General features: G+C 60.3%; 24 protein-coding genes. 10 read left to right on the forward strand and 14 right to left on the reverse strand.

What is annotated here, in order from left to right:
• Nucleotides 1-47: 47 nt before the first annotated feature.
• Nucleotides 48-239, reverse strand: coding sequence for a hypothetical protein (locus ACB032_RS21315; RefSeq protein ID WP_005307420.1), 192 nt, complete (start codon nucleotides 237-239; stop codon nucleotides 48-50).
• Nucleotides 240-410: 171 nt separating this feature from the next.
• Between ACB032_RS21315 and tusA the strand changes: the two genes are divergently transcribed.
• Together tusA and ACB032_RS21325 are read left to right on the forward strand one after the other, a co-directional pair.
• Nucleotides 411-656: a sulfurtransferase TusA gene (gene tusA, locus ACB032_RS21320; RefSeq protein WP_005307416.1), complete on the forward strand. Its 246-nt coding sequence runs from the start codon at nucleotides 411-413 to the stop codon at nucleotides 654-656.
• Between the two features lie 21 nt (nucleotides 657-677).
• Complete coding sequence (locus ACB032_RS21325; protein ID WP_045528576.1) at nucleotides 678-1,025, forward strand: RidA family protein; 348 nt, start codon at nucleotides 678-680, stop codon at nucleotides 1,023-1,025.
• A gap of 144 nt (nucleotides 1,026-1,169) precedes the next feature.
• Here the strand turns inward: ACB032_RS21325 and ACB032_RS21330 are convergent, their stop codons facing one another.
• Nucleotides 1,170-1,826, reverse strand: a complete 657-nt coding sequence (locus ACB032_RS21330; RefSeq protein WP_371138712.1) for an OmpA family lipoprotein — start codon at nucleotides 1,824-1,826, stop codon at nucleotides 1,170-1,172.
• Between the two features lie 252 nt (nucleotides 1,827-2,078).
• On the opposite strand from ACB032_RS21330, the gene ACB032_RS21335 reads away from it, so the two are divergent.
• On the forward strand, nucleotides 2,079-4,115 hold the full coding sequence (locus tag ACB032_RS21335; protein WP_371138713.1) for a bacteriohemerythrin: 2,037 nt from the start codon (nucleotides 2,079-2,081) through the stop codon (nucleotides 4,113-4,115).
• Nucleotides 4,116-4,191: 76 nt separating this feature from the next.
• Here the strand turns inward: ACB032_RS21335 and ACB032_RS21340 are convergent, their stop codons facing one another.
• Nucleotides 4,192-4,773, reverse strand: a complete 582-nt coding sequence (locus tag ACB032_RS21340; protein ID WP_259232467.1) for a DNA-3-methyladenine glycosylase I — start codon at nucleotides 4,771-4,773, stop codon at nucleotides 4,192-4,194.
• Nucleotides 4,774-4,982: 209 nt separating this feature from the next.
• Here ACB032_RS21340 and glyQ point away from each other — a divergent pair, with 209 nt between their 5' ends.
• Nucleotides 4,983-5,906, forward strand: a complete 924-nt coding sequence (glyQ, locus tag ACB032_RS21345) for a glycine--tRNA ligase subunit alpha (protein ID WP_005339464.1) — start codon at nucleotides 4,983-4,985, stop codon at nucleotides 5,904-5,906.
• A 9-nt stretch (nucleotides 5,907-5,915) separates the two neighbouring features.
• On the forward strand, nucleotides 5,916-7,985 hold the full coding sequence (gene glyS / locus ACB032_RS21350; protein ID WP_371138714.1) for a glycine--tRNA ligase subunit beta: 2,070 nt from the start codon (nucleotides 5,916-5,918) through the stop codon (nucleotides 7,983-7,985).
• Nucleotides 7,986-8,373: 388 nt separating this feature from the next.
• Here glyS and ACB032_RS21355 read toward each other — a convergent pair whose 3' ends face one another.
• From ACB032_RS21355 to ACB032_RS21365, 3 genes are all read right to left on the reverse strand, one after another.
• The gene (locus tag ACB032_RS21355; protein ID WP_371138715.1) at nucleotides 8,374-9,273 is read right to left on the reverse strand and encodes a hypothetical protein; all 900 of its coding nucleotides are present in this window, start codon (nucleotides 9,271-9,273) and stop codon (nucleotides 8,374-8,376) included.
• A 41-nt stretch (nucleotides 9,274-9,314) separates the two neighbouring features.
• Nucleotides 9,315-9,983 (reverse strand): hypothetical protein, encoded by a 669-nt coding sequence (locus ACB032_RS21360; RefSeq protein WP_371138716.1) that lies wholly within the window; start codon nucleotides 9,981-9,983, stop codon nucleotides 9,315-9,317.
• A gap of 308 nt (nucleotides 9,984-10,291) precedes the next feature.
• Nucleotides 10,292-10,798, reverse strand: a complete 507-nt coding sequence (locus tag ACB032_RS21365; protein ID WP_371138717.1) for an AAA family ATPase — start codon at nucleotides 10,796-10,798, stop codon at nucleotides 10,292-10,294.
• A 563-nt stretch (nucleotides 10,799-11,361) separates the two neighbouring features.
• Between ACB032_RS21365 and ACB032_RS21370 the strand changes: the two genes are divergently transcribed.
• From ACB032_RS21370 to ACB032_RS21380, 3 genes are all read left to right on the forward strand, one after another.
• A complete protein-coding gene (locus ACB032_RS21370) occupies nucleotides 11,362-11,742 on the forward strand; it encodes a hypothetical protein (RefSeq protein WP_371138718.1) in 381 nt (126 codons plus the stop codon).
• A 260-nt stretch (nucleotides 11,743-12,002) separates the two neighbouring features.
• Entirely contained in the window at nucleotides 12,003-12,407 is a 405-nt protein-coding gene (locus tag ACB032_RS21375; protein WP_371138738.1) for a g-type lysozyme inhibitor, read from the forward strand.
• Nucleotides 12,408-12,518: 111 nt separating this feature from the next.
• Entirely contained in the window at nucleotides 12,519-12,998 is a 480-nt protein-coding gene (locus ACB032_RS21380; protein WP_371138719.1) for a DM13 domain-containing protein, read from the forward strand.
• Nucleotides 12,999-13,081: 83 nt separating this feature from the next.
• Here the strand turns inward: ACB032_RS21380 and ACB032_RS21385 are convergent, their stop codons facing one another.
• Nucleotides 13,082-14,623: an AexT-like T3SS ADP-ribosyltransferase toxin gene (locus tag ACB032_RS21385; RefSeq protein ID WP_371138720.1), complete on the reverse strand. Its 1,542-nt coding sequence runs from the start codon at nucleotides 14,621-14,623 to the stop codon at nucleotides 13,082-13,084.
• A 198-nt stretch (nucleotides 14,624-14,821) separates the two neighbouring features.
• Between ACB032_RS21385 and ACB032_RS21390 the strand changes: the two genes are divergently transcribed.
• On the forward strand, nucleotides 14,822-15,178 hold the full coding sequence (locus ACB032_RS21390) for a CesT family type III secretion system chaperone (protein ID WP_029302611.1): 357 nt from the start codon (nucleotides 14,822-14,824) through the stop codon (nucleotides 15,176-15,178).
• Between the two features lie 122 nt (nucleotides 15,179-15,300).
• Here the strand turns inward: ACB032_RS21390 and ACB032_RS21395 are convergent, their stop codons facing one another.
• The 6 genes from ACB032_RS21395 to norV form a co-directional block, all read right to left on the reverse strand.
• Nucleotides 15,301-15,600, reverse strand: a complete 300-nt coding sequence (locus tag ACB032_RS21395; RefSeq protein WP_017410841.1) for a hypothetical protein — start codon at nucleotides 15,598-15,600, stop codon at nucleotides 15,301-15,303.
• Between the two features lie 165 nt (nucleotides 15,601-15,765).
• On the reverse strand, nucleotides 15,766-16,992 hold the full coding sequence (locus ACB032_RS21400; protein WP_041218429.1) for an aromatic amino acid transporter: 1,227 nt from the start codon (nucleotides 16,990-16,992) through the stop codon (nucleotides 15,766-15,768).
• 287 nt (nucleotides 16,993-17,279) lie between these two features.
• Nucleotides 17,280-18,497, reverse strand: coding sequence for a 4Fe-4S binding protein (locus ACB032_RS21405; RefSeq protein WP_371138721.1), 1,218 nt, complete (start codon nucleotides 18,495-18,497; stop codon nucleotides 17,280-17,282).
• A gap of 121 nt (nucleotides 18,498-18,618) precedes the next feature.
• Nucleotides 18,619-18,960: a DUF1971 domain-containing protein gene (locus ACB032_RS21410; protein WP_019840749.1), complete on the reverse strand. Its 342-nt coding sequence runs from the start codon at nucleotides 18,958-18,960 to the stop codon at nucleotides 18,619-18,621.
• Between the two features lie 51 nt (nucleotides 18,961-19,011).
• The gene (gene norW / locus ACB032_RS21415; protein ID WP_371138722.1) at nucleotides 19,012-20,178 is read right to left on the reverse strand and encodes an NADH:flavorubredoxin reductase NorW; all 1,167 of its coding nucleotides are present in this window, start codon (nucleotides 20,176-20,178) and stop codon (nucleotides 19,012-19,014) included.
• The gene (gene norV / locus ACB032_RS21420; RefSeq protein ID WP_371138723.1) at nucleotides 20,175-21,659 is read right to left on the reverse strand and encodes an anaerobic nitric oxide reductase flavorubredoxin; all 1,485 of its coding nucleotides are present in this window, start codon (nucleotides 21,657-21,659) and stop codon (nucleotides 20,175-20,177) included. The genes norW and norV overlap by 4 nt, the downstream gene beginning before the upstream one ends.
• Before the next feature lie 170 nt (nucleotides 21,660-21,829).
• Here norV and norR point away from each other — a divergent pair, with 170 nt between their 5' ends.
• On the forward strand, nucleotides 21,830-23,356 hold the full coding sequence (norR, locus tag ACB032_RS21425) for a nitric oxide reductase transcriptional regulator NorR (RefSeq protein WP_371138724.1): 1,527 nt from the start codon (nucleotides 21,830-21,832) through the stop codon (nucleotides 23,354-23,356).
• A 77-nt stretch (nucleotides 23,357-23,433) separates the two neighbouring features.
• On the opposite strand, the gene ACB032_RS21430 is transcribed toward norR, so the two are convergent.
• A complete protein-coding gene (locus ACB032_RS21430) occupies nucleotides 23,434-24,141 on the reverse strand; it encodes a GntR family transcriptional regulator (protein ID WP_044798810.1) in 708 nt (235 codons plus the stop codon).
• Nucleotides 24,142-24,182 lie beyond the last annotated feature (41 nt).

Below are 24,182 nucleotides of genomic sequence, written 5' to 3' on the forward strand. Positions count from 1 at the left end.
CAAAGGCGGATGAGATATCCGCCTTTGTCGTTGTGAAAGTATTGGGGTCAGGATTGATCGTTTTCGTCCTCATCCTCGTCGTAGTAATCGCTGAGCTCGATCCAGAGCCCCAGTCCGATCATCACCATGGAACCGAACCAGGTGCCGGTGTTACCGATCGGGCTGCCCATCACTATCATGGCGAAAGACAAGAACCCCATGCCTGCGTAGGCTTGTAATCTGCCGTAGGAGACCTGCATATTCACACCTCCTTGTTGAATATGGTTCAATTTTTATATTACTCATACGGCGGGGAGTGGGTAGGCCCAGATAAAACTTTGGTTACATATGCTGCCAGTTGCCGGAGTGATTTGATTATTTTTTCGCCGTGAGTATCATTGGCAGCTGATTTGGTTGAAGGTTGATTATTGATGAGTGCTTTATTCTGCGACGCGACTCACGAGTTGGACGCAATCGGGCTTCGTTGCCCCGAGCCAGTGATGATGGTTCGTAAAAAAGTGCGGCTGATGGCTGACGGGGAGACCCTGCTGGTCAGTGCCGACGACCCCTCAACCACCCGCGACATCCCCAGTTTCTGCCGCTTCATGGATCACACCCTGGTCGCCAGCGAGACAGAGCAGGCCCCTTACCGCTATCTGATCCGCAAGGGTCAGTGAGCCCCAACACCGGAGCAATCCATGCCAGCCATTACCCGAATCGGCACCACCCAGCGTTGGTCTGACGTGGTCATTCACAACGGCACCCTCTACGTGGTGGAAGTACCCGCCACCGAGACCGCCGATATTCACCAGCAGACCCGTGAAGTGCTGGAGAGCCTGCAGCGCCTGCTGGAAGCCAACGGCTCCGGCGTCGACAAGATCCTGATGGCCAACATCTATCTCAAGGACATTGCGGACATCGCGGCCTTCAACGAGCAGTGGGATGCCTGGATCCCGGCTGGCACAGCGCCGGTCAGAGCATGCGTACAAGCCCGTCTGGCCCACGAAGGCTACAAGGTCGAAGTGCAGCTGACGGCGGCAGTCTAAGAGGCAGCTATCCCCCTCATCCCCGCCCTTCTCCCACAAGGGGAGAAGGGCGCAAAGAACAAGGTGCCATTGCCCACAACGCCGAATAGCAAAAGGCCCCGCCATCGCTGGCGGGGCCTTTTTCATGGCTACGAACCGGACCGCTTAGGCGGTCGGGGTCAGGGTGATGGTCACCCGACGGTTCTGGGCCTTGCCTTCGGCGGTGCTGTTGGTGGCTACCGGCTGATCCGGGCCCACGCCGCTGGTGGAGATACGGCTGCCGCTCACACCCTGGCCGATCAACTGGGCGGCGACGGCATCGGCGCGCTGGGCGGAGAGCTTCATGTTCAGCTCGCGGGAACCAGTGCTGTCGGTGTGACCGACCACGTTCAGGCGGGTCTTGTCGAACTCACCGACCACCATGGCCACGCCGGACAGGGTGTTGGCACCGGCCGCTTTCAGCTGGGCGCTGGAGCTGTCGAAGGTGACGTTGTTCGGCATGTTGAGGATCAGCTGGTCACCGTTGCGGGTCACGCTGACACCGGTGCCTTGCAGCTTCTCGCGCAGCTTGGCTTCCTGCACGTCCATGTAGTAGCCGATACCACCACCCAGAGCAGCACCGGCGGCCACGCCGGTCAGGATCCCCTTCTTGCGGTCACCCTTGCTGGAGGAGAGCGCGCCCACGGCGGCGCCAGTGGCCGCGCCAGCCAGCGCGCCCCAGGCGCCCTTGGAGGTCTGGGATTCGCCAGTGTAGGGGTTGGTGGTACAGCCGGTCAGGGCTACGAGCAGGGCAACGGCGGGAACAAGTGTCTTGAAATGCATGAAAAACCTCTAAAAAAACCGACTCAAATCCAAAGAGGGCGCATTCTACCCCAGAGGTGTGCCAAGGTGTGACGTTATCAACATCACGCTCCTCTCTGCCCACCCCTCAGTATCCGCAGGCCGGCTGGATGCCGCCTGAACCGGTAGCCGGATCAAGCTCATAACTGTGACCTATCTCCTTGTTCAGCGGACCAAAATGCGCCCCCTTTGGCTACTATTGAATGCACTATCAACAGGAGTTCGAGGTCTCTCATGTCCGCACTGCTTCGCAACGTCTCGATCCGGCACCTGCTGCTGAGTGCCAGCCTCATCATTCTGATCACCATGGCGCTGGGCGGGCTCTGGCGCAGCAGCCTGACCGCCCGCCTCGGCGAGCTGCCCAACCAGCTCATCATCAGCGCCAACGAGCAGATCGCCCTGCAGGAGCTGCGTTATCACACCACCCAGGTCCAGCAGTTCCTGACCGATGCCGCCGTCTCCGGCGAGATGGACTCCATCGGCGAGGCCGAACAGCATGCCCAGGCGGCCCGCCAGTTGCTGGAGCGGCTGCCGCAGCTGAAGGCGCCGCTCACCCCGCTGCTGGCCCGCCAGCTGGAGATCGGCAAGCGGATGGTGGACATCTATCTCAAGGAGGGGCGCGAGGCCGGCAACCAGCTGATGAAGCAGCCGACCGAAGGGTTTGACGCCCTCACCGACAATATCGCCAGCCAGGTCGAAGCGGTGCTGGAGCAGCAGCAGCACCAGTTCCAGCAGCGGGAGCAGGATATCCGCGGCCAGAGCGAGGCCCTGCAGCATCAGGACCTGCTGCAGCTGGCCGTCAGCCTGGCCATCATCCTGTTGATGCTGCTGCTCATCTACTTCAAGACCGTCGGCCCGCTGCAACATCTGATGGGTCAGCTGGTCGAACTGGCCAATCACAGCCACAACCTCACCTTCCGGCTGCACAGCCAGGGCAAGGACGAGTTCGCCTATCTGGCGGAGGTGTTCAACCGCTTCCTCGGCAATATCGACAGCCTGATCGGTACCGTGCAGCAGGTTTCGCGCAAGACCCATGACAAGATGGCCCTGCTGATGTCGCACTCCGGCAGCACCCTCAGCAGCATGCAGCAGGCCCAGCAGAACACCGACATGCTGGCGACCGCCATCAACGAGATGACTGCCACCGTTCACAACATCGAGCACAACACCGAGCAGGCCAGCCAGGATACCCTGCTCACCCAGCAGCAGGCCCACGACGGTCAGCGGCAGGTGAGCCAGACCATCTCTCTGATCCGGCAGGTGGCCGACCACATCGAGCAATCCGCCGGGGAGGTGACCCAGCTGGATCAGGAGAGCACCCAGATCGGCAACATCCTGCAGGTGATCCGCACCATCTCGGAACAGACCAACCTGCTGGCGCTCAACGCCGCCATCGAGGCGGCCCGGGCCGGTGAGCAGGGTCGCGGCTTTGCGGTGGTGGCCGACGAGGTACGCCAGCTGGCGACCCGCACTCAGGCCGCCACCGTCGACATCCAGCAGCGTATCGAGGCGCTACAGCACAACACCCGCCACGCGGTGACCACCATGCACACCACCCGCAACGTGAGCGAACAGGCGGTCAACCAGGCGGCGGGTACCGGCGAGACCCTGACCGCCATCGTCGAAGCCATCACCCGGGTCAACGACATGAACGGCCACATCGCCACCGCCACCGGCCAGCAGGCCCAGGTCACCGAAGAGACCAACCGCAATGTGATGGAGGTCGCCAGCATTGCCCGCGAATGTCTGGAGCTGGCGCGCCAGAGCCGCAGCCACACCCGGGACATGAACCAGGCCAACGAGGAGATCGGCCTCATCAGCGATCAGTTCGACGTCAGCAAGGCTGGCTCTGCCAGCCAGGATCAAGAGCTGCTGCACTGGAACGAGGCCTTCATGGTGCAGGTGCCCAGCATGGACAGCCAGCATCTGGGCTTGTTCGAGGCGATGAACCGGCTCTACCAGGCGGTGCTCGACAAGAGCCCGTCCCAGCTGCGCAAACAGCGGCTCGACGAGCTGCTCAAGCTCGCCACCCAGCACTTCGCTGACGAGGAGCGCGTGATGGAGCAGGCGGGCTACCCCGAGCTGCGCCGCCACAAGCAGGAACACGCCCGGCTGCTGGCCGAGCTCGACACCCTGATGCAGCGCAACGGCACGGACGACGAGGAGTTCAACATGGAGCTGCTGGTGTTTCTCAAGAACTGGCTGCTCAACCACATCTCCAAGGTCGACAAACAGTACTCAGGCACGCTGCGTCAGGCCGGGATCGCCTGACAGCCCCATGGCGAACGACATGCCGATATGCAAAAGGGAGGCATCAGCCTCCCTTCTCTTTTACCTTGCGCCCGGTTTATTGGCACGCAGGCCCCTGCTGGCACTCGGTGTGGCAGGGGCAGGTCACCAGATGATCGTTCACCATCCCCACCGCCTGCATGAAGGCGTAGCAGATGGTGCTGCCGACGAAGGTGAAGCCACGCTTCTTGAGCGCCCTGGACATGGCATCCGACTCCGCTGAGGTCGCCGGAATGTCGCCGTTGCCCTGGCGCTGGTTGACGATGGGGGCGCCGCCCACGAAGCCCCACAGATAATCGACAAAGTCGACGCCTTCGGCCTCCAGCGCCAGATAGGCGCGGGCATTTTTGATGATCGACTGCACCTTGAGCCGGTTGCGGATGATACCGGTATCCTGCATCAGCCGCTCCACATCCTGCTCGTCGAACTGCGCGATGCGCACCGGATCGAAGTCGGCATAGGCGCGATGGTAGCTCTCGGTGCGTTTCAAGATGGTGATCCACGACAGCCCCGCCTGCTGGCCGTCGAGGCAGAGCTTGGCAAACAGCTCGCGCGAGTCATGGACCGGCCTGCCCCACTGTTTGTCATGGTATTCGATGTATTCCGGGTCCTTGGTCACCCAGGCGCAACGCAACTCCATTTCCTCTCTCCTGTCATTTCATCCAATCCCCGGGGTCGATGCCAACCCGGGCGTGGGAGTGCCGACAACCCCTCCCGCCCAGGCCCGGCGCAGCGCCATCACATTAATCCGCTGTAATTTCGCCTATTATCCGACCATGCCAGACGGTATACTCCTTCGGTTCACATTCAGCAAATCTTGCTCTGATTTCATTTCGCGCGAAAAAAATTATGCAAAAATTCGATGTCAAAACCTTTCAGGGCCTGATCCTGCAGCTGCAGGACTATTGGTCCCGCCAGGGCTGTACCATCATTCAGCCGCTGGATATGGAAGTGGGTGCCGGTACTTCTCACCCCATGACCTGCCTGCGCGCCCTGGGCCCCGAGCCCATCGCCTGCGCCTACGTGCAACCGTCCCGCCGTCCGACTGACGGCCGCTACGGTGAAAACCCGAACCGCCTGCAGCACTACTACCAGTTCCAGGTGATCATCAAGCCTTCCCCCGACAACATTCAGGAACTCTATCTGGGCTCCCTGAAAGAGCTGGGCATGGATCCCGAGATCCACGACATCCGCTTCGTGGAAGATAACTGGGAAAACCCGACACTGGGTGCCTGGGGTCTGGGCTGGGAAGTGTGGCTGAACGGCATGGAAGTGACCCAGTTCACCTACTTCCAGCAGGTTGGCGGCCTCGAGTGCAAGCCGGTCACCGGCGAGATCACCTACGGTCTCGAGCGTCTGGCCATGTACATTCAGGGCGTGGACAGCGTCTACGATCTGGTCTGGTCTGACGGCCCGCTGGGCAAGACCACCTACGGCGACGTGTTCCACCAGAACGAAGTGGAGCAATCCACCTACAACTTCGAACACGCCGATGTGGAGTTCCTGTTCCACTGCTTCGAGCAGTACGAGAAGGAAGCCCAGAACCTGCTGGCACTGGAAAAACCGCTGCCGCTGCCTGCCTACGAGCGCATCCTCAAAGCCGCTCACTCCTTCAACCTGCTGGATGCCCGCAAGGCCATCTCGGTCACCGAGCGTCAGCGCTACATCCTGCGCATTCGCACCCTGACCAAGGCCGTGGCAGAGGCATACTACGCCTCCCGCGAAGCGCTGGGCTTCCCTATGTGTCAGCGCAGTGAGAACAAGCAAGGTTAAGGAACGGACATGGCACAACATACATTTCTGGTAGAGATCGGTACTGCTGAGCTCCCGCCCAAAGCCCTGCGCTCCCTGGCCGAAGCCTTTGCCGACAACCTCAAGAGCGAACTGACCAAGGCCGATCTGGCCTTTGGCGACGTCGAGTGGTTCGCCTCACCGCGCCGTCTGGCGCTGAAGGTGCACGCGCTGGCCGGCGAACAGCCGAGCAAGAGCGTCGAGAAACGCGGCCCGGCCGTGGCCCAGGCGTTCGATGCCGAAGGCAAGCCAACCAAGGCTGCCGAAGGCTGGGCCCGTGGCAACGGCATCACCGTTGAACAGGCCGAGCGTCTGGTCACCGACAAGGGCGAGTGGCTGGTCCACACCGCCAAGGTCGAAGGCCGCCCGGCCGTCGATCTGCTGGGCGAGCTGGTTAGCCAAGCACTGGCCAAGCTGCCGATCCCGAAGATGATGCGCTGGGGCGACAAGACCATCCAGTTCGTGCGTCCGGTCTTCACCGTGACCCTGCTGCTGGATGGCGAGCTGGTTCCCGCCCACATTCTGGGTATCGACTCTGCCCGCACCATCCGCGGTCACCGCTTCATGGGCGAGAGCGAGTTCACCATCGACAACGCCAGCCAGTACCCGCAGATCCTGCAGGAGCGCGGCATGGTGATTGCCGACTTTATGGCCCGCAAGGCCAAGATCAAGGCTGACGCCGAAGCGGCCGCTGCCGCCTTCGGTGGTGTGGCCGATCTGGACGACGCCCTGCTGGAAGAAGTGACCGCACTGGTCGAGTGGCCGGTGGTGCTGACCGCCAACTTTGAAGAGAAGTTCCTGGCCGTGCCGGCTGAAGCGCTGGTGCACACCATGAAGGGTGACCAGAAGTACTTCCCGGTCTACGACAAGCACGGCAAGCTGCTGCCGAAGTTCATCTTCGTCACCAACATCGAGTCCAAAGACCCGAGCCAGATCATCAGCGGCAACGAGAAGGTGGTTCGCCCCCGTCTCTCAGACGCCGAGTTCTTCTTCAAGACCGACCTCAAGCAGACTCTGGCCTCCCGCCTGCCGCGCCTTGAAACCGTGCTGTTCCAGCAACAGCTGGGCACCGTCAAGGCCAAGGTCGAGCGCATCGAGACCGTCGCCGGCTTTATCGCCGAGCGTATCGGCGCCGACGTGGCTCAGGCCAAGCGTGCCGGCCTGCTCTCCAAGTGTGACCTGATGACCAACATGGTCGGCGAGTTCACCGACACCCAGGGTGTCATGGGGATGCACTACGCCCGTCACGATGGCGAAGACGAAGCAGTGGCCGTGGCCCTCAACGAGCAGTACATGCCGCGCTTTGCCGGTGATGCCCTGCCGTCCGGTCTGGTTGCCTGCGCCGTTGCGCTGGCCGACAAGTTCGACACCCTGGCCGGTATCTTCGGCATCGGCATGCTGCCGAAGGGTGACAAGGACCCGTTCGCCCTGCGTCGCGCCGCCATCGGTGCCCTGCGTATCATGACCGAGAAGCAGCTGGATCTGGATCTGGTTGAACTGGTTGAAGAAGCGGTACGCGTCTACGGCGACAAGCTGACCAACAAAACCGTCGTCACCGACGTGGTCGACTTTATGCTGGGTCGCTTCCGCGCCGCCTATCAGGACGAAGGCATCGGTGCCGACGTGGTGCTGGCCGTACTGGCCCGCCGTCCGACCCGTCCGCTCGACTTCGATCGCCGCGTCAAGGCCGTCAGCCACTTCCGCACGCTGGATGCCGCACTGGCACTGGCTGCCGCCAACAAGCGCGTGAGCAACATTCTGGCCAAGGTTGAAGGCGAATTGCCGACTGCCGTCAAACCGGAACTGCTGGTCGATGCCGCCGAGAAGGCGCTGGCCACCCAGGTTGCCGAACTGCAAGCCGAACTGGCCCCGCTGTTCGCCGCCGGTGACTATCAGGCTGCCCTCACCCGTCTGGCCGCCCTGCGCGAGCCGGTCGACACCTTCTTCAACGAGGTGATGGTGATGGCCGACGACGAAGCCCTCAAGGCCAACCGTCTGGCGCTGCTGAACAACCTGCGCAACCTGTTCTTGCAAGTCGCGGATATCTCCCTGCTGCAGTAAAAACGAAGTCACGGATTGAGAAGAAAGGCGCCCTTTGGCGCCTTTCTATTTCTATCTATCGTTCCGCAGTTCTCACTAACAACCACACACTATGTAGTCTCTAAACTACTGCTCCCGAGTCATCGAGTCATCGGAGTGATTAAGACCTAGACAAATTTATATTATTATTGAAATCACTTAATGGTTTAGTTGTTACATACAATATGGATGCATGACTTAAATTACCTGCCATTTTAAATTTAAAAAATCATTATTATAAAGATAACATTACCGTCTATCTTTAATGGATTGAATGTATAGAGAATTAAAAAAATGTGCGACAGTAAATAGCACACCTAATAAAAATTAGGTCTCCAAAGGAGCATAACCTTGAAAAGAAAATATATTTTCATTTTTCACAGCATGAAAAATAACTCTCATCAGGCACCTTCCCATGCCAAATAAAATCAACTTTATCAGAATAAAGTTTTTGCGCTTCATTCCTAATGAATGAGGAATAAAATAAATTACATATTGAAAATATCAAGCTAACAACTAGAACGCATATGATGATAGCCTTATTAAGGCCAGAAAGGATATTCTCATGCTTTACGACAAAAATAGTACCATACACAAAGAAAAGGATACATAGCAGACTTGAGAAGAGCAAAATAAATGCTTGGTATACAGTATCAACCTTTGAATAGACTGTAACATTAACAGATAAAAAGGCAAAAAAACCGACAAAAAGAGAGATTGATGACAATATTGAAGACTTGACGTTATCTGTTTCTTTTTTTACATTTGAGAGTATTTCGCCTCCCTTTTGATCAACAATGTCTTTAAATGATCTTTCACTTTTTTGAGCTTTATCAATGACCTCTGATTCTACTTTTTTAATATCTTCTTTCAATGCATTTATAGCTGCCGAAAGTGCGACTGTATCGGTTAAGTTATTATCCTTCGAAGATACCGAAGATACCGAAGATACCGAAGATACCGAAGATACCGAAGATACCGACGATGCCGACGATGCCGACGATGCCGACGATGCCGACGATGCCGACGATGCCGACGATGCCGACGATGCCGACGATGCCGACGATGCCGACGATGCCGACGCTATTGTACTACTACCAACATTATCATTGTTTTTTACAGGCACACCTCCCTGCAGAAAGGAGGTATTATAAGAATTTGGATAACTGAAGACATAGCTTGATGCCCCACCACCTCCCACAGGAACATCATTGATATTATTGTCTCTATCCTTGTCTTTATCTTTATCTTTATCTTTATCTTTATCCATCGATTGATTACCAACCTAGTCTATGAGCTATTGCAGAGTATTTAGGAAATAATATCATCCTTGCTCATTGAATTATCTGCAATATGAATCAACTCATCTATAACTGTAGGTGTGACATTTACAAACTCATCATGCGCAGTATTAAAATCACGCATGAAGAAAAAACTTTGCTTATCTTGGTTAACAACTGAATTAGATATGTTTGTTATTTCATTGTATGGGAAGTTTGATGCTTTTTTTCTATACACAAGATTTATTGATGCTTCAATCAGCCCATTTTCACGAATGCTTTTATTTATGTATTTATCATGAATAAACTTAGATGGTTGTATATCGCTCAACACATGACGATACACAAACCCTGCTCTAGTGAAGGATATTCCATCATAAAGAAGCCCACTCACAATACGTTTTGATGACTCATGAAAAGCTTCCTTTTCCTCTGAAGAATTTAAATCAATAACATTTTTTGTTAATGTGATCGCCAATCTAGAGATATTAATTGTCACCTTTCCATCAAGAGAAAACATTTGTACTCTCGGTATCTCTGCTGGAGCATTATCAGGAACAGGGATCATATTAGCTGGTGACTGAAAAGTTACATATGTGCTTAAAACTTTCCTGATAGTTACTATTAGATTCTCAAAAACCAAAACACTCTGAGCTTTTGGGGAAAAATAAAAACTGCTCTGTAATTCAATAAGTGCCACAAAAAAACTCCTTAAATAAAATTTTATAGCATTCTATCCAATATTATCAGGAGTGTGAAGCAACTATAGACGCTCGTAGGTTAGATTAGCCGCCAGGCGTAATCGGACGTTCGCGTCAATGGATTCTCACGCCATTACGGCCAGCCCGTAGGTTCGATTAGCCGTCAGGCGTAATCGGACGTTCGCGTCAATGGATTCTCCCGCCATAACGGCCAGCCGAATTCCCCCTCCGACTGGCCCCCCCTGTTTGACGGCAACAACCGCAATCAAAACCTCTCGTTCGTCCGATTACGCTGCGCTAATCGAACCTACGATTCCTTTTCCAACGCGACAATGATCCGCTCCACGCTCTGGGCTACCGACAGGGTGGCGCTATCCAGTACCAGACGCTCACTGTCCCAGGGTTGATAGTCGCGATCGATCACCGCCTGCCAATCCGGCAATACCAGCCCCTCGATATCCACCGTCCGGTTTTCGACCCGCTCGCGGTGCAGCTTCGGGTTGGAGCAGACAACCTCTATATCGAGACAGGGCACCCCGACCGAGCGGGCGATGTCGTGGTAAGCATCCCGGGTGAGCTGGATGGGGTTAACGGAATCCGTGATGACGATCGAGCCAAGTGCCAGGTTCTCTCTGGCCAGCCCATAGGCAACGAAATAACCAGCCGGCCCCATCTCGTTATCCGCCTGCTCAGCGGCACGAATGGCCTGCTCTATGGTATCAATGCGCAGGTAGACGGCGCCCAACCGCTGGGCCAGGGCCCGCGCGATGGTGCTTTTTCCACTGCCCGGCAAACCACTGAAGATGATCAGCATGTTCCATTCCCGTGATGAAAGAAGAGCCGAGCCATAGGGTATCGGATTGTCATCGCGCCCACAGCATCTTGTTCAGGGCTGCACGGGATATGCCCGCCAGTGGCTTCTCTTGGTCGACAGTCGTCATCGAATATGCGCGAATATAAGCCTGTCTCTCTACCGATCATCCAAATTCATATGCAGGCTGGCTGATGGATAGCAATAACCACAAAAGATATTTTGTACGTCCATTTTTCTTGTTGTGCCTCATCAATGAAGCTGTTATTTATGCCAAGACATACCTAAAAATAAACAACGCAGCATTAAAGTGGCGTTGTTTTATATATCCAACCATCTTTCATATCACCGTGATGATGAAAAATGGTGACATCCACATTCAAAAACAAACCTTTTAAAATCAATATCTTATTTTCAGTTAAAGATAGGAGGCCCAAACAATGCACTTGCAAAGCAATATATAAAATCAATATCAGACTTATCAGAATTAAATAGGCATGGCCTTTTCCACCTCCCCATTTTAATTTCCGCCATTCACCAAAAAAACACAGATGGAGATGTGTAGAATGATAATGAAACAGAAGTTCGTTATGTTGGCCGCCTTGTCCACCCTGATGTTATCTACCAGTGCCTTGGCTACTTACCGGGTAGACGTGCAGTGTCTTGATCGGGTCATGTTGACCGATGTGCATGCCGGCTATATCAAATCGGCCAGTGGCGGCCCCGACGCGGGCAATGCGGTGGTGATTTCATGGGAAAATAATTATGAGCAGGGCAGCACGAGCTTCCATGTCTTCAAAAACCTGAATGATTACCCCGGCAGGGGCATGTTCGAGATGGCCCTGCTGGCGCTGGATCGCGGCCTGCCGGTCAGTGCCTGGGGCAATGACTCCCAATGCTCCGGTGGGATTCATCAGTTGAAGATTACCCGCAGCTTCAACCCCTAATCCTGCCTGCGCACTGATTCGTGCGATAAAGGGAGTGAACACCAAGCCGGGTCAGTCAGCTGCGCCCGGCTTTAACAACCCGCGCGACCGTCACTTGCCTTGCGCTGTAACATGCGAAGCAGCGTCGCCACGTATCTCACCTGTTCATGCCAACTCGGCCGGGACGATATCGCTGAGCCGGATAGGCAGCCCGCCGATTTGGGCATATCTTGTCGGGGCGGCTCTGCCAGGGTGACAGGGCCCCTTCACGAGGTGCAATGATGAAACGAGCAATCCAGGCCGCCCTGCTGGCCATCACCATGGCCACCGGTGCGCAGGCTGCCGACAAGGTCACCACGGTTCCGGTGCAGTTTGCCAAGGGGGCCCACAGCGCCCAGCTCAAGGGCAGCTTCACCGGCTATGACACCATCCATTACACCCTGGTGGCCAAGGCGGGCCAGACCATGACGGTCAAGATCGGCGGCAGCAGCAACGCCAACTTCAATGTCTTCGCCCCCGGCGCCCAGCCCGGTCAGGCCGAGGCGCTGGGCAGCAACGATGGAGATGGTCAGTGGCAAGGTGCCCTGCCCACCTCCGGCAAGTACCTGATCCAGGTCTATCAGATGCGTGCCTCCGCCCGTCGCGGCGAGCAGGTGCCCCACACCCTGGCGGTCAGCATCCAGTAAACCCGCCCACACGATGCCCGTGCAACCACCGTCATGCCCCATCCCGGGCTGGGCATGACGGCGGCCTGCTGGTAGGGTGGTGCCATCAATTAATCAACGACCGAGACAGTCATGCAACGCAAAACCCTGGCCCTGCTGCTGGCCAGCCATCTGCTGGTGGGCGCAGCCGGCTTTGCGGCCGGCATCTATGCCCTGCCGATCCTGATCGCCCCACCCGCCCCCGCCAACGAGCTGGTTGCCGCCCGGCAGGCCCAGGCCAGCTTTCACGGCACCTTTCGCCGGGATCTGCAAGACAGCGACCGGCTGCACTGGGGCGAAGGGCAGGTCAGCATCGGGCCCGATGCCATCAGCCTGATAGGCAAGCTGGCACCCGGCCCCGACTACCAGCTCTACCTGTCACCCACCTTCGTCGAGACCGAGGCCGACTTTGCCCGTCTGAAGGAGAAGATGGTGAAAATCGGGCCGGTGAAGACCTTCGACAACTTCATCGTCCCCCTCCCTGCCGATGTGAACCCGGCCGACTACGACAGCGTGATCATCTGGTGCGAAACCTTCGGCCAGTTCATCACCGCCGCCCGCTACCGGCAGTAACTCCGCAACCGGGCTACCCACCATGTAATAACGGACACCCTGAGGTGTCCGTTATTACATGCAGTTTCCTTGTAGGGAGCCAATTACTCGAGATAACCGGCCTCGACGCCGATATGGGCCAGGGCCGCCAGCTCCAGCGGGGTCAGCTGGCTGACGGAGTCGATCATGGTCGGCTCACCGCGCGCTGATTCGGGCAGCTGGAGGCGCACCTTCAGCTCGTCGGTCAGGCTGCCCACCAGGTTGCCCATGCGGGTCAGGCGGGAGACCAATACGGCTTCCGGGCTGCTCTCGCTGTCGGCAAAGGTAGAGACCTGCGCCACCGCGAAGTCGCAGACGGCCTTGGCTCGATCACCAAAATCCCCCTCCAGCTGTAGCAGCACCTGTCGCGCCGCACTGTCGTCAAAACGAGCCAGTTCCGCCTTCATGTGGCCGGTATCAAAGTGCAGTCTTGCCCCCGCATCGAGTCGATCCTCCGGCTTGCCGGCGGTCTGGTCTGCCCATGCCTGATCGGTCTGACCGGCAAACTGCATCAGGCCGCCCAGCACCAACCGCTGGTTGGGACGCGCCGAGGCGAGACTGTCGAGTGCATTACCCAGAGAAGCACCATTGGCATCGCTGCCGCCCGCAAGAGAGAGTGCCAATGTACGCAGGATCTGCAGATCACCCCGGGTTTGCAGCTTGGCCATATGGGAGCCATTGATGGAGCCATCGGCAATGTGCTGGTGCAAGGCATTGAGGTCATCACTGCTCAGGGTAACCTCGGTCGAAGCCTGATCCCGCAGCAGGAAGCTGGCCTGGTAGCTGATGAGCTCCAGCGCCTGCTTGTAACCGGTGACCTCGGTCTGGCGTGCCATGGCGACGGTTTCACGGGCGGCAGGCTTGGCCTCCCCATGTGGAGCCGCCACAACCCCGGCATTGGTGGTGGCCGGCAGCGGTTCGCCGGCGACCTCGGCCTTGACTGCACGCTGCAAGTCGGCCACTTCCACCATCACGGCGTGCAGTTGACTCATCGCCTCTTGTAACTGCTCCGGGGTGGCACTGGCGATCAACTCCGTTACCTTGCCGCCCACCGTGCCCCACTGCTGGAGCGGGATACCGGCGATGGGACGTTCAAGCAACCCGGCCGCCAAGGTTTGGCTCTCCTGCCGCATGGAGCCATCCTTGATCCCGTTCAGTGAGGTTGCCAGCGAGCGCAGGGCGCCATTGCCGGTCGCCAGCCGGGCATGTTCCTGCCCCAGCTGCTGTGCATCTATGTTATTAAGCTCACTCGCCTTATCGAGGCCACCCAGGGTAAAGGGCAACGCCTTTTGCAGCAGCAGGCGCTTTTGGTCGGCCAGGGAGAGGTTGTCTGCCGGCGGTGCCGAGCGGGCGGGCGCCGCGGGGCGAGCCCCCAGCAGATTGCCGATCCACTCTTTCAGTGCCACAAACGGACGGGCCAACTGGGCTTCCAAACGGGACAGCAGCCCCTGTCCTTTTTGCGGTTCACTGCGGCTGCCCAGCTGAAGGGCATCCTGACTGGTGGCAACCTGACGAGCATCCAGCTGGCCGAACTTGCCAACCCCGGCCGCAGCATCACTGTGCTGGGCGACGGCCTGCAGGCCGCCAGTATGTGTTTGAATCTGCATGGTGTTTATCTTCTCGTGATGTTTCGCGCTCAGTCTAGGAGAGGCAATGGGGGCGGACTATCGCGATTGGTCGGGATTTTTGCACTGAATGCGACACGCCACCCAACTGGCCGGAAAGCTAAAAAAACAGAGCCACCATTAACAGTGTCGTCAGCGGTGAGCTGCTCTAATTGCACCATCACCAATTTGGAGCCCTCGATGAACTCTCTCTATCACGCCGCCCTCCACCAGCTGTTTCTTTCCCTCTCTCTCCCCATGCCAGCACAGGAAGAGAGCGTCACCAGCCTGCAGATCGGCGAGCAAACCTACCACCTGACCGAACATCCGGCCAACTACCTGCTGATGTTTACCCGCCTGGAAGCCGCTACCAGCGCACAAGCCGCAGCGCAGAACCTGTTCAGCCAGGACCCCTGCAAACCGGTTCTGGCATTCGATCCGGATAGCCTGACCCCAGTACTCTGGAGCCGTCAGCCACTGCAACAGCTCGATCGCGGCCAGATCCATCATCAGCTGGAGCAGCTGGTACATGCCGCCAGCGAGATTGGCGCGATCTGACTCGCCCGCAGCAGGGCCGTATGACCGACTGCTGACCACGCCAACCACAGCCCGCTCGGGATGCGGTTGCCAGCCAATAAAAAAGGCGCCATCAGGCGCCTTTTTGTACTCAACCAGACCACTCAGCTCGGTGGGAAATGGCCACCTATGCTGATCACATTCACCTGCTGCAGGGTGCTGTTGATGGTAAAAGCGACCCTGTGCTCCTGGCTGAGGCGGATCGTGTAGATCCCTTTATTCTTGCCGCTCAACTGCTCGTAGTGCATGTCGCCCACCTTGTCGGCAGCGTTCTTGGGATCGGTACCCCGCACTATCTCCCGGCGCCACTCATGGTACTTGCTCATGGCCGACGCCGTCACGGCCACGTGCTTGTCCTTGTTGTAGAGGATGCGGGGTTGCGAATCATCGATAGTCCATGCCATAGCCAGCTCCTGTTTTGGCTCCAAAGAGAACCAAACTATAGTGCACACCATCCCACTGGCGAGTCCGAACGGCACCAACCTGTCTGCCTGCGTCACAATTTTGAACGCAAAACGGCGCCATCAGGCGCCGTTTTTTGTCGCAGTCTGCCGGGGCAGGCCGGGGTATCAGCCGGTGTAGACGGGAAGCATGCCCGCCATGTTGAGCAGGTGAAACGCTGCGGTCAGCACCCCGAACAGGAAGACGCCGGCGATCATCGGCATGCCGCCCGGTGCCCGGAAGCCCTCCTGTTTGTCACCTTGCTTGCCCTTGCCGGCGCGCACCTTCCAGGCCAGCAGGGCCGGGATGATGCAGGTCCACAGGGTGGCCACGGCACCCGCATAGCCAATGGCCATCAGGAAGCCGAACGGGAACAGCAGGGAGAGCAGCAACGGCGGCAGGAAGGTGGCCGCCCACGACTTGGCGCGGCCGCCACGGCCGTTGTCGAACTTGAATAGATCCGCCAGATAGTCGAATACCCCCAGCCCCACCCCGATGAAGGAGGAGAGGATGGCCGCCATGGAGAAGAGGTTGAGGGCGCTGGCGACCGCCTCGGATTCGATCACCGAGGCCAAGGCCTTGAGCAGCACGTCGACGTTGCCGCCCTGGGCCACCACGGGGCCGAACTCGCTGCGCGGCAGGTTGCCGAACACGCTCACCAGCCAGATGAGGTAGAACAGCAGCGCGATGGCGGTGCCGCCGAGGATGGCGTAGCGGGCGCGGCGCTCCTCACCGTAGTAGGCGCGCATGGACGACACCGAGTGGTGATAACCGAACGAGGTGAGTGCCACCGGCAGCATGGCCAGCGCATAGGGGGCATAACTAGCGTGCTCGCTCAGGGTATCGAACAGCAGGGTCGGCTTGATGTTGAGCGACAGCCCAGAGATGCCGAACACGAAGCTCAGCCCCATGGCGATGACCAACACTACTGAGATGCGATCCACCGCCCGGGTGGAGTGCCACACCAGGCCGGAGAAGCCCAGGGTAAACAGGACTGAGCCCAACTGGCTGCCAATGCCGGTCATGCCGTCGATGATGAGGCCGGCCGAGGTGATGTAGGCGTAGAGCAGGATGCCGCCGACGAAATAGACGGTGAGGTTGTTGAGGGCGTTGAGCTTCTCCCCCAGCAGTTCGCGGGTGACGGTATCGAACGACACGCGCAGCGGATAGCCCTGATAGGACTCCAGCAGCATCCAGCCGGAGAGCGTCATCACGATCATGGTCAGGGTGATGGCCAGCACCGACCAGATGGTCCAGGCGCCCGCCCCCGCACTCGGCAAGCCCAGCATGCCGGCCCCTACACAGACGCCGGCAATGATGCATGCCCCGCCCACCAACGATGGTTTCTGTCCCATTTACTTCTCCAAAGACGATTGTGGATCTGATCGCGACCGCGGACCGTTGCATTTGCTACGCCGGTTGTCATGGTAGATCGCGCTCATCTAGGTGCCGGCGCCCGGCGCTGGCTGCTTCGCAAGGGAAGCAAGGTGCGCTCAAGGCGGGCTGCCGGCCCGACACGGCAGCAGGGCCGCATGTCGGGGAAGGGACTTTACCCTGCTACCCCTCAGGTATCAAATGCGGGTGCATGTTCAGGCTGCCCAACGGGCCCTTCGCAGACAGCCTGCAACTGGCTCCTTGTGACTCAATGAGTGAGTTGCGGCAACAGTTGCAGCAGGTGGGCGCGATCTGCCAGCGGCGTCTGGCTGACCCAGATCCCCAGCAGGCCGTAAGCGAGCAGCGGCAGCACCAGCAGCAACAGGCAGAGCAGCCCCAGCAGCTGGCGAGGCGCGAGCCGGTGCCCCTGCGTGCCCAGCTGCAGCGCATCGGCCCGCTTGGGGCAGGCGGCCACGCAGCTCAGGCAGCTGGTGCACTCGAGACTGCGCACCGCGATGAGCTGGTGTACCTGGATGCGCGACGGGCAGGCCCGGCTGCACTTGTCGCAGTCGTGGCCCGCACTGCGCAGGCAACGGACCGGATCACGGCGAATGCGCAGTGGGGTCAGCAGGCCGAGCAGGGCCAGCCAGGCACCATAGGGACAGAGGTAGCGGCAGAACCCTTGCCGGAAGGTGGCGGTGAGCAGCAGCACCCAGCCAAGGCACAGACCCGAGATCAGGGTCAGGTTGAAGAAGAAGGCCCCCATCTTCATGTCCGCCGCCTGATGGTAGGGGCTGGTGAAGTAGCCGGGCAGGGCAGCGCTTGGCACCGCGATCAGCACGATAAACAGCAGGAACGCGAGCACCAGAAACTTCTGGCCGCGCAACACGACATCGAGCCAGCGCGGCGGCGTCCACTCCCCCGCCAGCCATCGGCTGCGCAAACCGTGCAGCCATTCACCCACCAGCCCGAGCGGGCAGAACCAGGCACAGAACGCCCGCCCCAGCAGCAGGGCCGACAGCGAGAGCACCAGTACCGTGACGGTGGCCGCCGGATGGTGGGGATCCACCAGCCCCTGCCCGAGCCAGGCCCGCAGCCCGAGGCCGCCGGCAATGGGCAGGAAGCCGTCCACCACGTCAGGGCGCACCAGCCAGGGACTCATCCCCTGCCCCAGCTGCCAGACATGCAGGCCGTACTGCAGCGTCACCAGACCCCAGCAGAGCAACAGCAGCTGGCGTGTGCGTGCCCGCAGCCACTGGCTGTCGAGCGCCTCGAGGGCAGGCAACGGCTGCCGCTGGTGCCAGAGGGCAAGCGCGCCGGCCACCAGCCCCATGCCGAGCCAGAGCAGGCTGTCCGCCGCCAGCAGCCAGAGCATGAGCAGCAGGCCGAGGGCAAGACGCCACTGCCAACCCGATCGCGCCTGCCACGCCAGCAGCACCAGATAGGCCAGGCCGGCGGCCATGGTCACGGCTTCGATCACGCTCATGTTTCCCTCACTGCCTCATCCACAACTGGCGGCAAGGATAACGGACATCTGAATTGATTATTTTGATCTGCATGGGCAGAGGGGGACATTTGCGCCCAATGCCCCTCCCCATGGTTGCACCTTATGCCTTGCGGCTGTTGAACAGCGGCTGGTCGGATTCGGCCTGCTCGGCCCAGAAGTGGATGTTGAAGCGGGCATCCTCCGACAGCTCGACCCTGTGCCAGTACTGGGGCGGGCTGGTGGCAAACTCCCCGGCCCGGATCACCAGGCTAACCTCGGGCTCCTCGGCCTGCTCGTCGGCAAAGCCGTGGTAGGTGACGGTGCCCTCCATCACGCAGAGCTGGCCGAACACCCCGGCCGCGGTGTTGTGGTGGGTGAGCAGGGCCTGGGGCACATTCTGGCGGGTGAAGAAGGGGGTGGAGCGGCGCACTACCCAGTGAGACGGAATCAGTTGCATGGCCATATCGGTTCTCCTCAGATGGCCGGGTCGACCCGGCCGGTGCAATGAAAGGGGTTAACGGGGCAGCTGACGCAGCAGCGGGAAGGCGGCGCTCATCTGGTCGCCCCCCACCACGAAGCCGCACAGCTCGCCGGCTTGGTCGCGCGCCTCGGCCACCATGCCGTGGCTGTTCCAGCGGCACTGCCAGGCGAGTTCCTCGCCCTTGGTACGACCCGCCAGTTGCAGCGGGTAGCGCGGCGTCTTCACCTTCACCAGCATGGGCGGCAGGGCCAGCGGGGTCGGCGTGCCGAGCAGGGTGCGCGCCAGCGCATTGGCCCCCAGCACTATGGGTTGCAGGAAGGGGAGCAGCTGACCCTGCCACTGCACGCAATCCCCCAGCGCGAAGATATGGGGGTCGCTGGTCTGCAGCCGATCGTCGACCAGGATGCCACGCTCCACTGCCAGCCCGGCCCCGCGGGCCAGGGCCAGATTCGGCCGCAGGCCGATCGCGGCGATCACCAGATCCTGCTCGCTGACGCACCCGTCACTCAGAGTGACCCGCCAGCCATCGCCCGGCTGGGCATCTATCCTGGCGAGACCTGTCCCGAACTGCAGGCTGACCCCCTGACTGCGCAGCGCCTGTTGCAGCGGCTGGGTCAGGGTGGCGGGCAGCAGGGCGCTGAGCGGGCTGTCGGCCAGATCCAGCAGGGTGACCTCGCGGCCATCGCTCGCCATGTCCATCGCCAGCTCGCAGCCGATGAGGCCGGCCCCCAGCACCAGGATGCGGCGAGCCTGCTGGATTGCCCCCTCGGCGACGGCATACTCCTGCTGGCTGTTGAGGGTGACCAGATGCTCGCTGCCCGGCAGCTCGGGGCGTACCGCACTGGCGCCGGTGGCCAGCACCAGCTGACCATAGGGGAATTCCCCCTGCTCGGTCAGCACCAACCGCCGGGCTGGGTCGATGCCGAGCACCGGGCAGTGGGGCAACAGCGCAATGCGCTGCTGCTCGGCAAAGTCGCTGCCACTCTGGCGGGTCATGGCCGCGGCGGCGCAGCCCCGGCTCACCACGTGGCTCAAGTCCGGCTTGTTGTACTCGTCGCCGCTGTCGGCGGTGATGAGGCGGATGGGCTGCTCGGCGTCCAGCTTGCGCAGGCTCTTGACCAGCTGCTGGGCGGCGAAGCCGCTGCCGATCACCACTATCTCGCGGCTGATGCCGGCGTCACTCTGCGTTGTTGTGCTCATACACAGGCCTCCACCCCACAGGGTTCAAATACCTCCTTGCCGATGCCGCAGCCGGGGCAGAGGAAGCTGTCAGGTACCTGAGCCCAGGGGGTGCCCGGCGCCACCAGCTGATCCGGCTCGCCCTGGGCCGGGTCATAGACCCACTGGCAGACGGTGCAGAGCATGGTCTGGTCGTCATCCCATTCAGCAGTGGCCGCTGCGGCTATCGGCTCAACAGCTGGCATCAGGGGGGCAGGCGTCACGTCTGTCTGAGTTGTGGTGATCGGACGGGGTGCGTCCAGCGGATGCAGCGCCCACTGGCGGGCGAGCTGACGGCCGTGCTCGCGGCATTCCGCCAGCGCCGAGCCATCCGGCCGCCACTTGGCCTTGAGGGAGATGCTGATGTCAAAGCCCGCATCCATCAGCCGGGTCTGGATCCGGTCCACCGCACCGCCGGTCCAGCCGTAGCTGCCGAAGGCCGAGGCGCGCTTGTTACGGAAGCGCAGGCCGGTGATCTCTTCGAGCATGCCCGCCACCTTGGGCATCATGACGTTGTTCATGGTGGAGGAGCCCACCAGTATCCCCTTGGAGCGGAACACCTGGGTCAGGATCTCGTTCTTGTCGTGGCGGGCCACGTTGTAAATCTTCACCGCCACGCCGGGGTCCACCTCGTGGATGCCCTGGGCGATGGCGTCGGCCATCATGCGGGTGTTGTTGGACATGGAGTCGTAGAACAGGGTGATGCGGTCTTCCTGATAGTGGTCGGCCCACTCCAGGTATTTCAGGATGATCTGGGTGGGCTCCTCGCGCCAGACGATGCCGTGGGAGGTGGCCACCATGCTCACCGGCAGGTTGAAGCCCAGCACTTCCTTGATCTTGGCGGTCACCAGCGGGCTGAAGGGGGTGAGGATGTTGGCGTAATAGCGCTGGCACTGCTCCATCAGCTCGGTCTGATCCACCTCGTCGTTGAACAGGTGCTCGTCGCAGTAGTGCTGGCCGAAGGCGTCGTTGGAGAACAGCACGGCGTCCTCGGTCATATAGGTCATCATGCTGTCTGGCCAGTGCAGCATGGGGGTCTCGATGAATACCAGCTGCTTGCCGTTGCCGATGTCCAGGCTGTCACCGGTCTTGACCGGGTGGAAGTTCCACTCCGGGTGATGATGATGGCCGGTGATGGAGTCGATGGCGTTGTGGGTGCAGTAGATGGGGGTGCCGGGGATGCGGGCCATCAGCTCGGTCAGGGCGCCGGCGTGATCCTCCTCGGCGTGGTTGATCACCACATAGTCGATGGCAGCGAGATCGATCTCCGCCGCCAGGTTCTGCACGAACTCACGGCTGAACTTGTGATCGACGGTATCGATCAGCACGTTCTTCCCTTCGCGGATGAGATAGCTGTTGTAGCTGGTGCCCTTGTGAGTCTTGTACTCGGTACCGTGGAAGTCGCGTACCTCCCAGTCCCGTTGGCCGACCCAGTGGATGTTGTTCTTGACGTGAATGCTCATCAGGCAGTTCCTCGAATGCAATAGTGTATGTTCGACTGAACCAGCTATTGCAGCGGACGTGCCAATATGTAACTTGTTGTTTTTAATGAGTACACACATCCATCATTGTCATTTAGACAGTCTCTCTTTATAGTCAAAATCACAAACACACTGTCATTTGGACAATCATCGTGATCTCGACCGACAGCCTGGCGCGCATTGCCCTCGACCTGCAACTCGGCATCTCCCATCAGGACCGCTTCCACCGCCTTATCCAGAGCGTGCGCAGCCTGCTGAACTCGGATGCCTCGGCCCTGCTGCGCTACGAGGGGGGCCAATTCATCCCGCTGGCCATCGACGGCCTGATGCAGGACGTGCTGGGGCGCCGCTTCGCCCTCAAGGATCACCCGCGCATGGAGGCCATCGCCCGCGCCGGCGACGTGGTGCGCTTCCCTGCCGACAGCAGCCTGCCCGACCCCTATGACGGCCTGCTGCCGGATCACGACGACTTCAAGGTGCACGCCTGTGTCGGTCTGCCGCTGTTCTCGGATCAGGCGCTGATCGGCGCGCTGACCATAGACGGCATGAACCCCACCCAGTTCGACGCCATCAGCGACGAGGAGCTGCGGCTGGTGGGCGCCCTGGCCGCCGCCGCCCTGAGCAACGCCATGCTGCTGGAGCGGCTCGCCCGCCAGAGCAGCGAGCCGCTCGTCCCCGGCACCCGGCCCGGCCCTGAGCAGCCGGAGATGATCGGCCAGTCCCCCGCCATGGCACGGCTGCGCCACGAGATCGAGGTGGTGGCGAACTCGGAGCTGAACGTGCTGATCCTGGGGGAGACCGGGGTCGGCAAGGAGCTGATCGCCAAGGCGGTGCATCGCGGCTCCCAGCGCGCCAAGGCACCGCTGGTCTACCTCAACTGCGCCGCCCTGCCGGAGTCGGTGGCCGAAAGCGAGCTGTTCGGCCACGTGAAGGGGGCCTTCACCGGCGCCATCCACAACCGGGCGGGCAAGTTCGAGCTGGCGGATCAGGGCACCCTGTTTCTCGACGAGATCGGCGAGCTCTCCCTGCCCCTGCAGGCCAAGCTGCTGCGGGTGCTGCAATACGGCGATCTGCAGCGGATCGGCGACGACACCCCGCTCAAGGTGAACGTGCGCATCCTGGCGGCCACCAACCGGGATCTGAAGCAGGCGGTGGTCGAGGGGCAGTTCCGGGCCGACCTCTACCACCGGCTCAGCGTGTTCCCGATCCACGCCCCGGCGCTGCGCGAGCGCCCCGGCGACATCCCCCTGCTGGCCGGTTACTTTTGTGAGCGCTGCCGGCTCAGCCTGGGGCTGGAGCGGCTGCGCATCCAGCCACAGGCGCTGCAACTGCTCGAGCGCCACGACTGGCCCGGCAACGTGCGGGAACTCGAGCACGCCATCCACCGCGCCGCCGTGCTGGCGCGGGCCGAACAGGGCAGCCAGACCCCGACCCTCGCCAGCCATCACTTCAACCTGGCGGCCGCCCCCCTGCCCCCCTCCACCAGCCCCGCCATGGCGCCAATGACCCCCTTGCCCGGCGGCCTCGGCCTGCGCGCCGCCACCGACGCCTTCCAGCTTGCGCTGATCGAGCAGACCCTGGCCGCCCATGACGGCAACTGGGCCGCTACCGCCCGCGCACTGGAGCTCGACAGCGGCAACCTGCACCGCCTCGCCAAGCGGCTCGGCCTCAAGGCCTGAGGCGCCCATTCAGGGCCATCAAACAAAAACCCCCTCGCTGGCGAGGGGGTTGGCATACGCAGCAAGATGGGGGCAAGCTAGCCGCGGGCGCGGCGCAGGTGGTAGTCGACGTGATAGTCGTTGGCATTGCGGAACATGATGGAGTAGTTGAGAAACTCGCCGTTCTCACCGTATGAGAGCGAGGTGAGCCGCAGGATGGGCGCCCCCTGCTCGATGTGCAGCAGCTCGGCCATGCGCCGGTCGGCCAGCACGGCGCTGAAGCTCTCGTAGTTGCCGGCGATGGGGAGCTGGCACTCGTTCTCGATGTAGGCGAACTTGGATCCCTCCAGATGGGCCACCGAGAGGGTGCGAAACAGCCGCACCGGCATGTAGCTCTCCTCCACCAGCAGAGCCCGGCCGTCCACCGAGCGCACCCGGTTGGAGAAGTAAACCGGCTCGTTCACCTTGATCCTGAGCTGGCTGGCGATGGCGGGCGGGGCCGGCATGGTGCGAAACTCCAGCACCTCGCTGGTCAGGGTGCGGCCCTGTTCACGCATCAGCTCGGTGAAACCGCTCAGCCCCTTGGTCTCGTGCTGCACGTCCTTCTTGGTCACGTAGGTGCCGCTGCCGTGGCGCCGCTCCACCAGCCCCCACTCGATCAGCATGTCCACCGCCTTGCGCACCGTCATCCGCGATACTCCGAACTGACTCGCCAGGGTTTTCTCGCTCGGCAGGACATCCCCCACCCGGCAATCCGCCCCGTTGACCCGGATACGCAACCGATCCGCCACCGATTTGTAGATCACTGCTAGACCTCTCTTCACCCCGCCGGGGTGGTGCTCCATTC

Source organism: Aeromonas sp. S5(2024), assembly GCF_041403025.1.
Taxonomy (GTDB): domain Bacteria; phylum Pseudomonadota; class Gammaproteobacteria; order Enterobacterales; family Aeromonadaceae; genus Aeromonas; species Aeromonas hydrophila.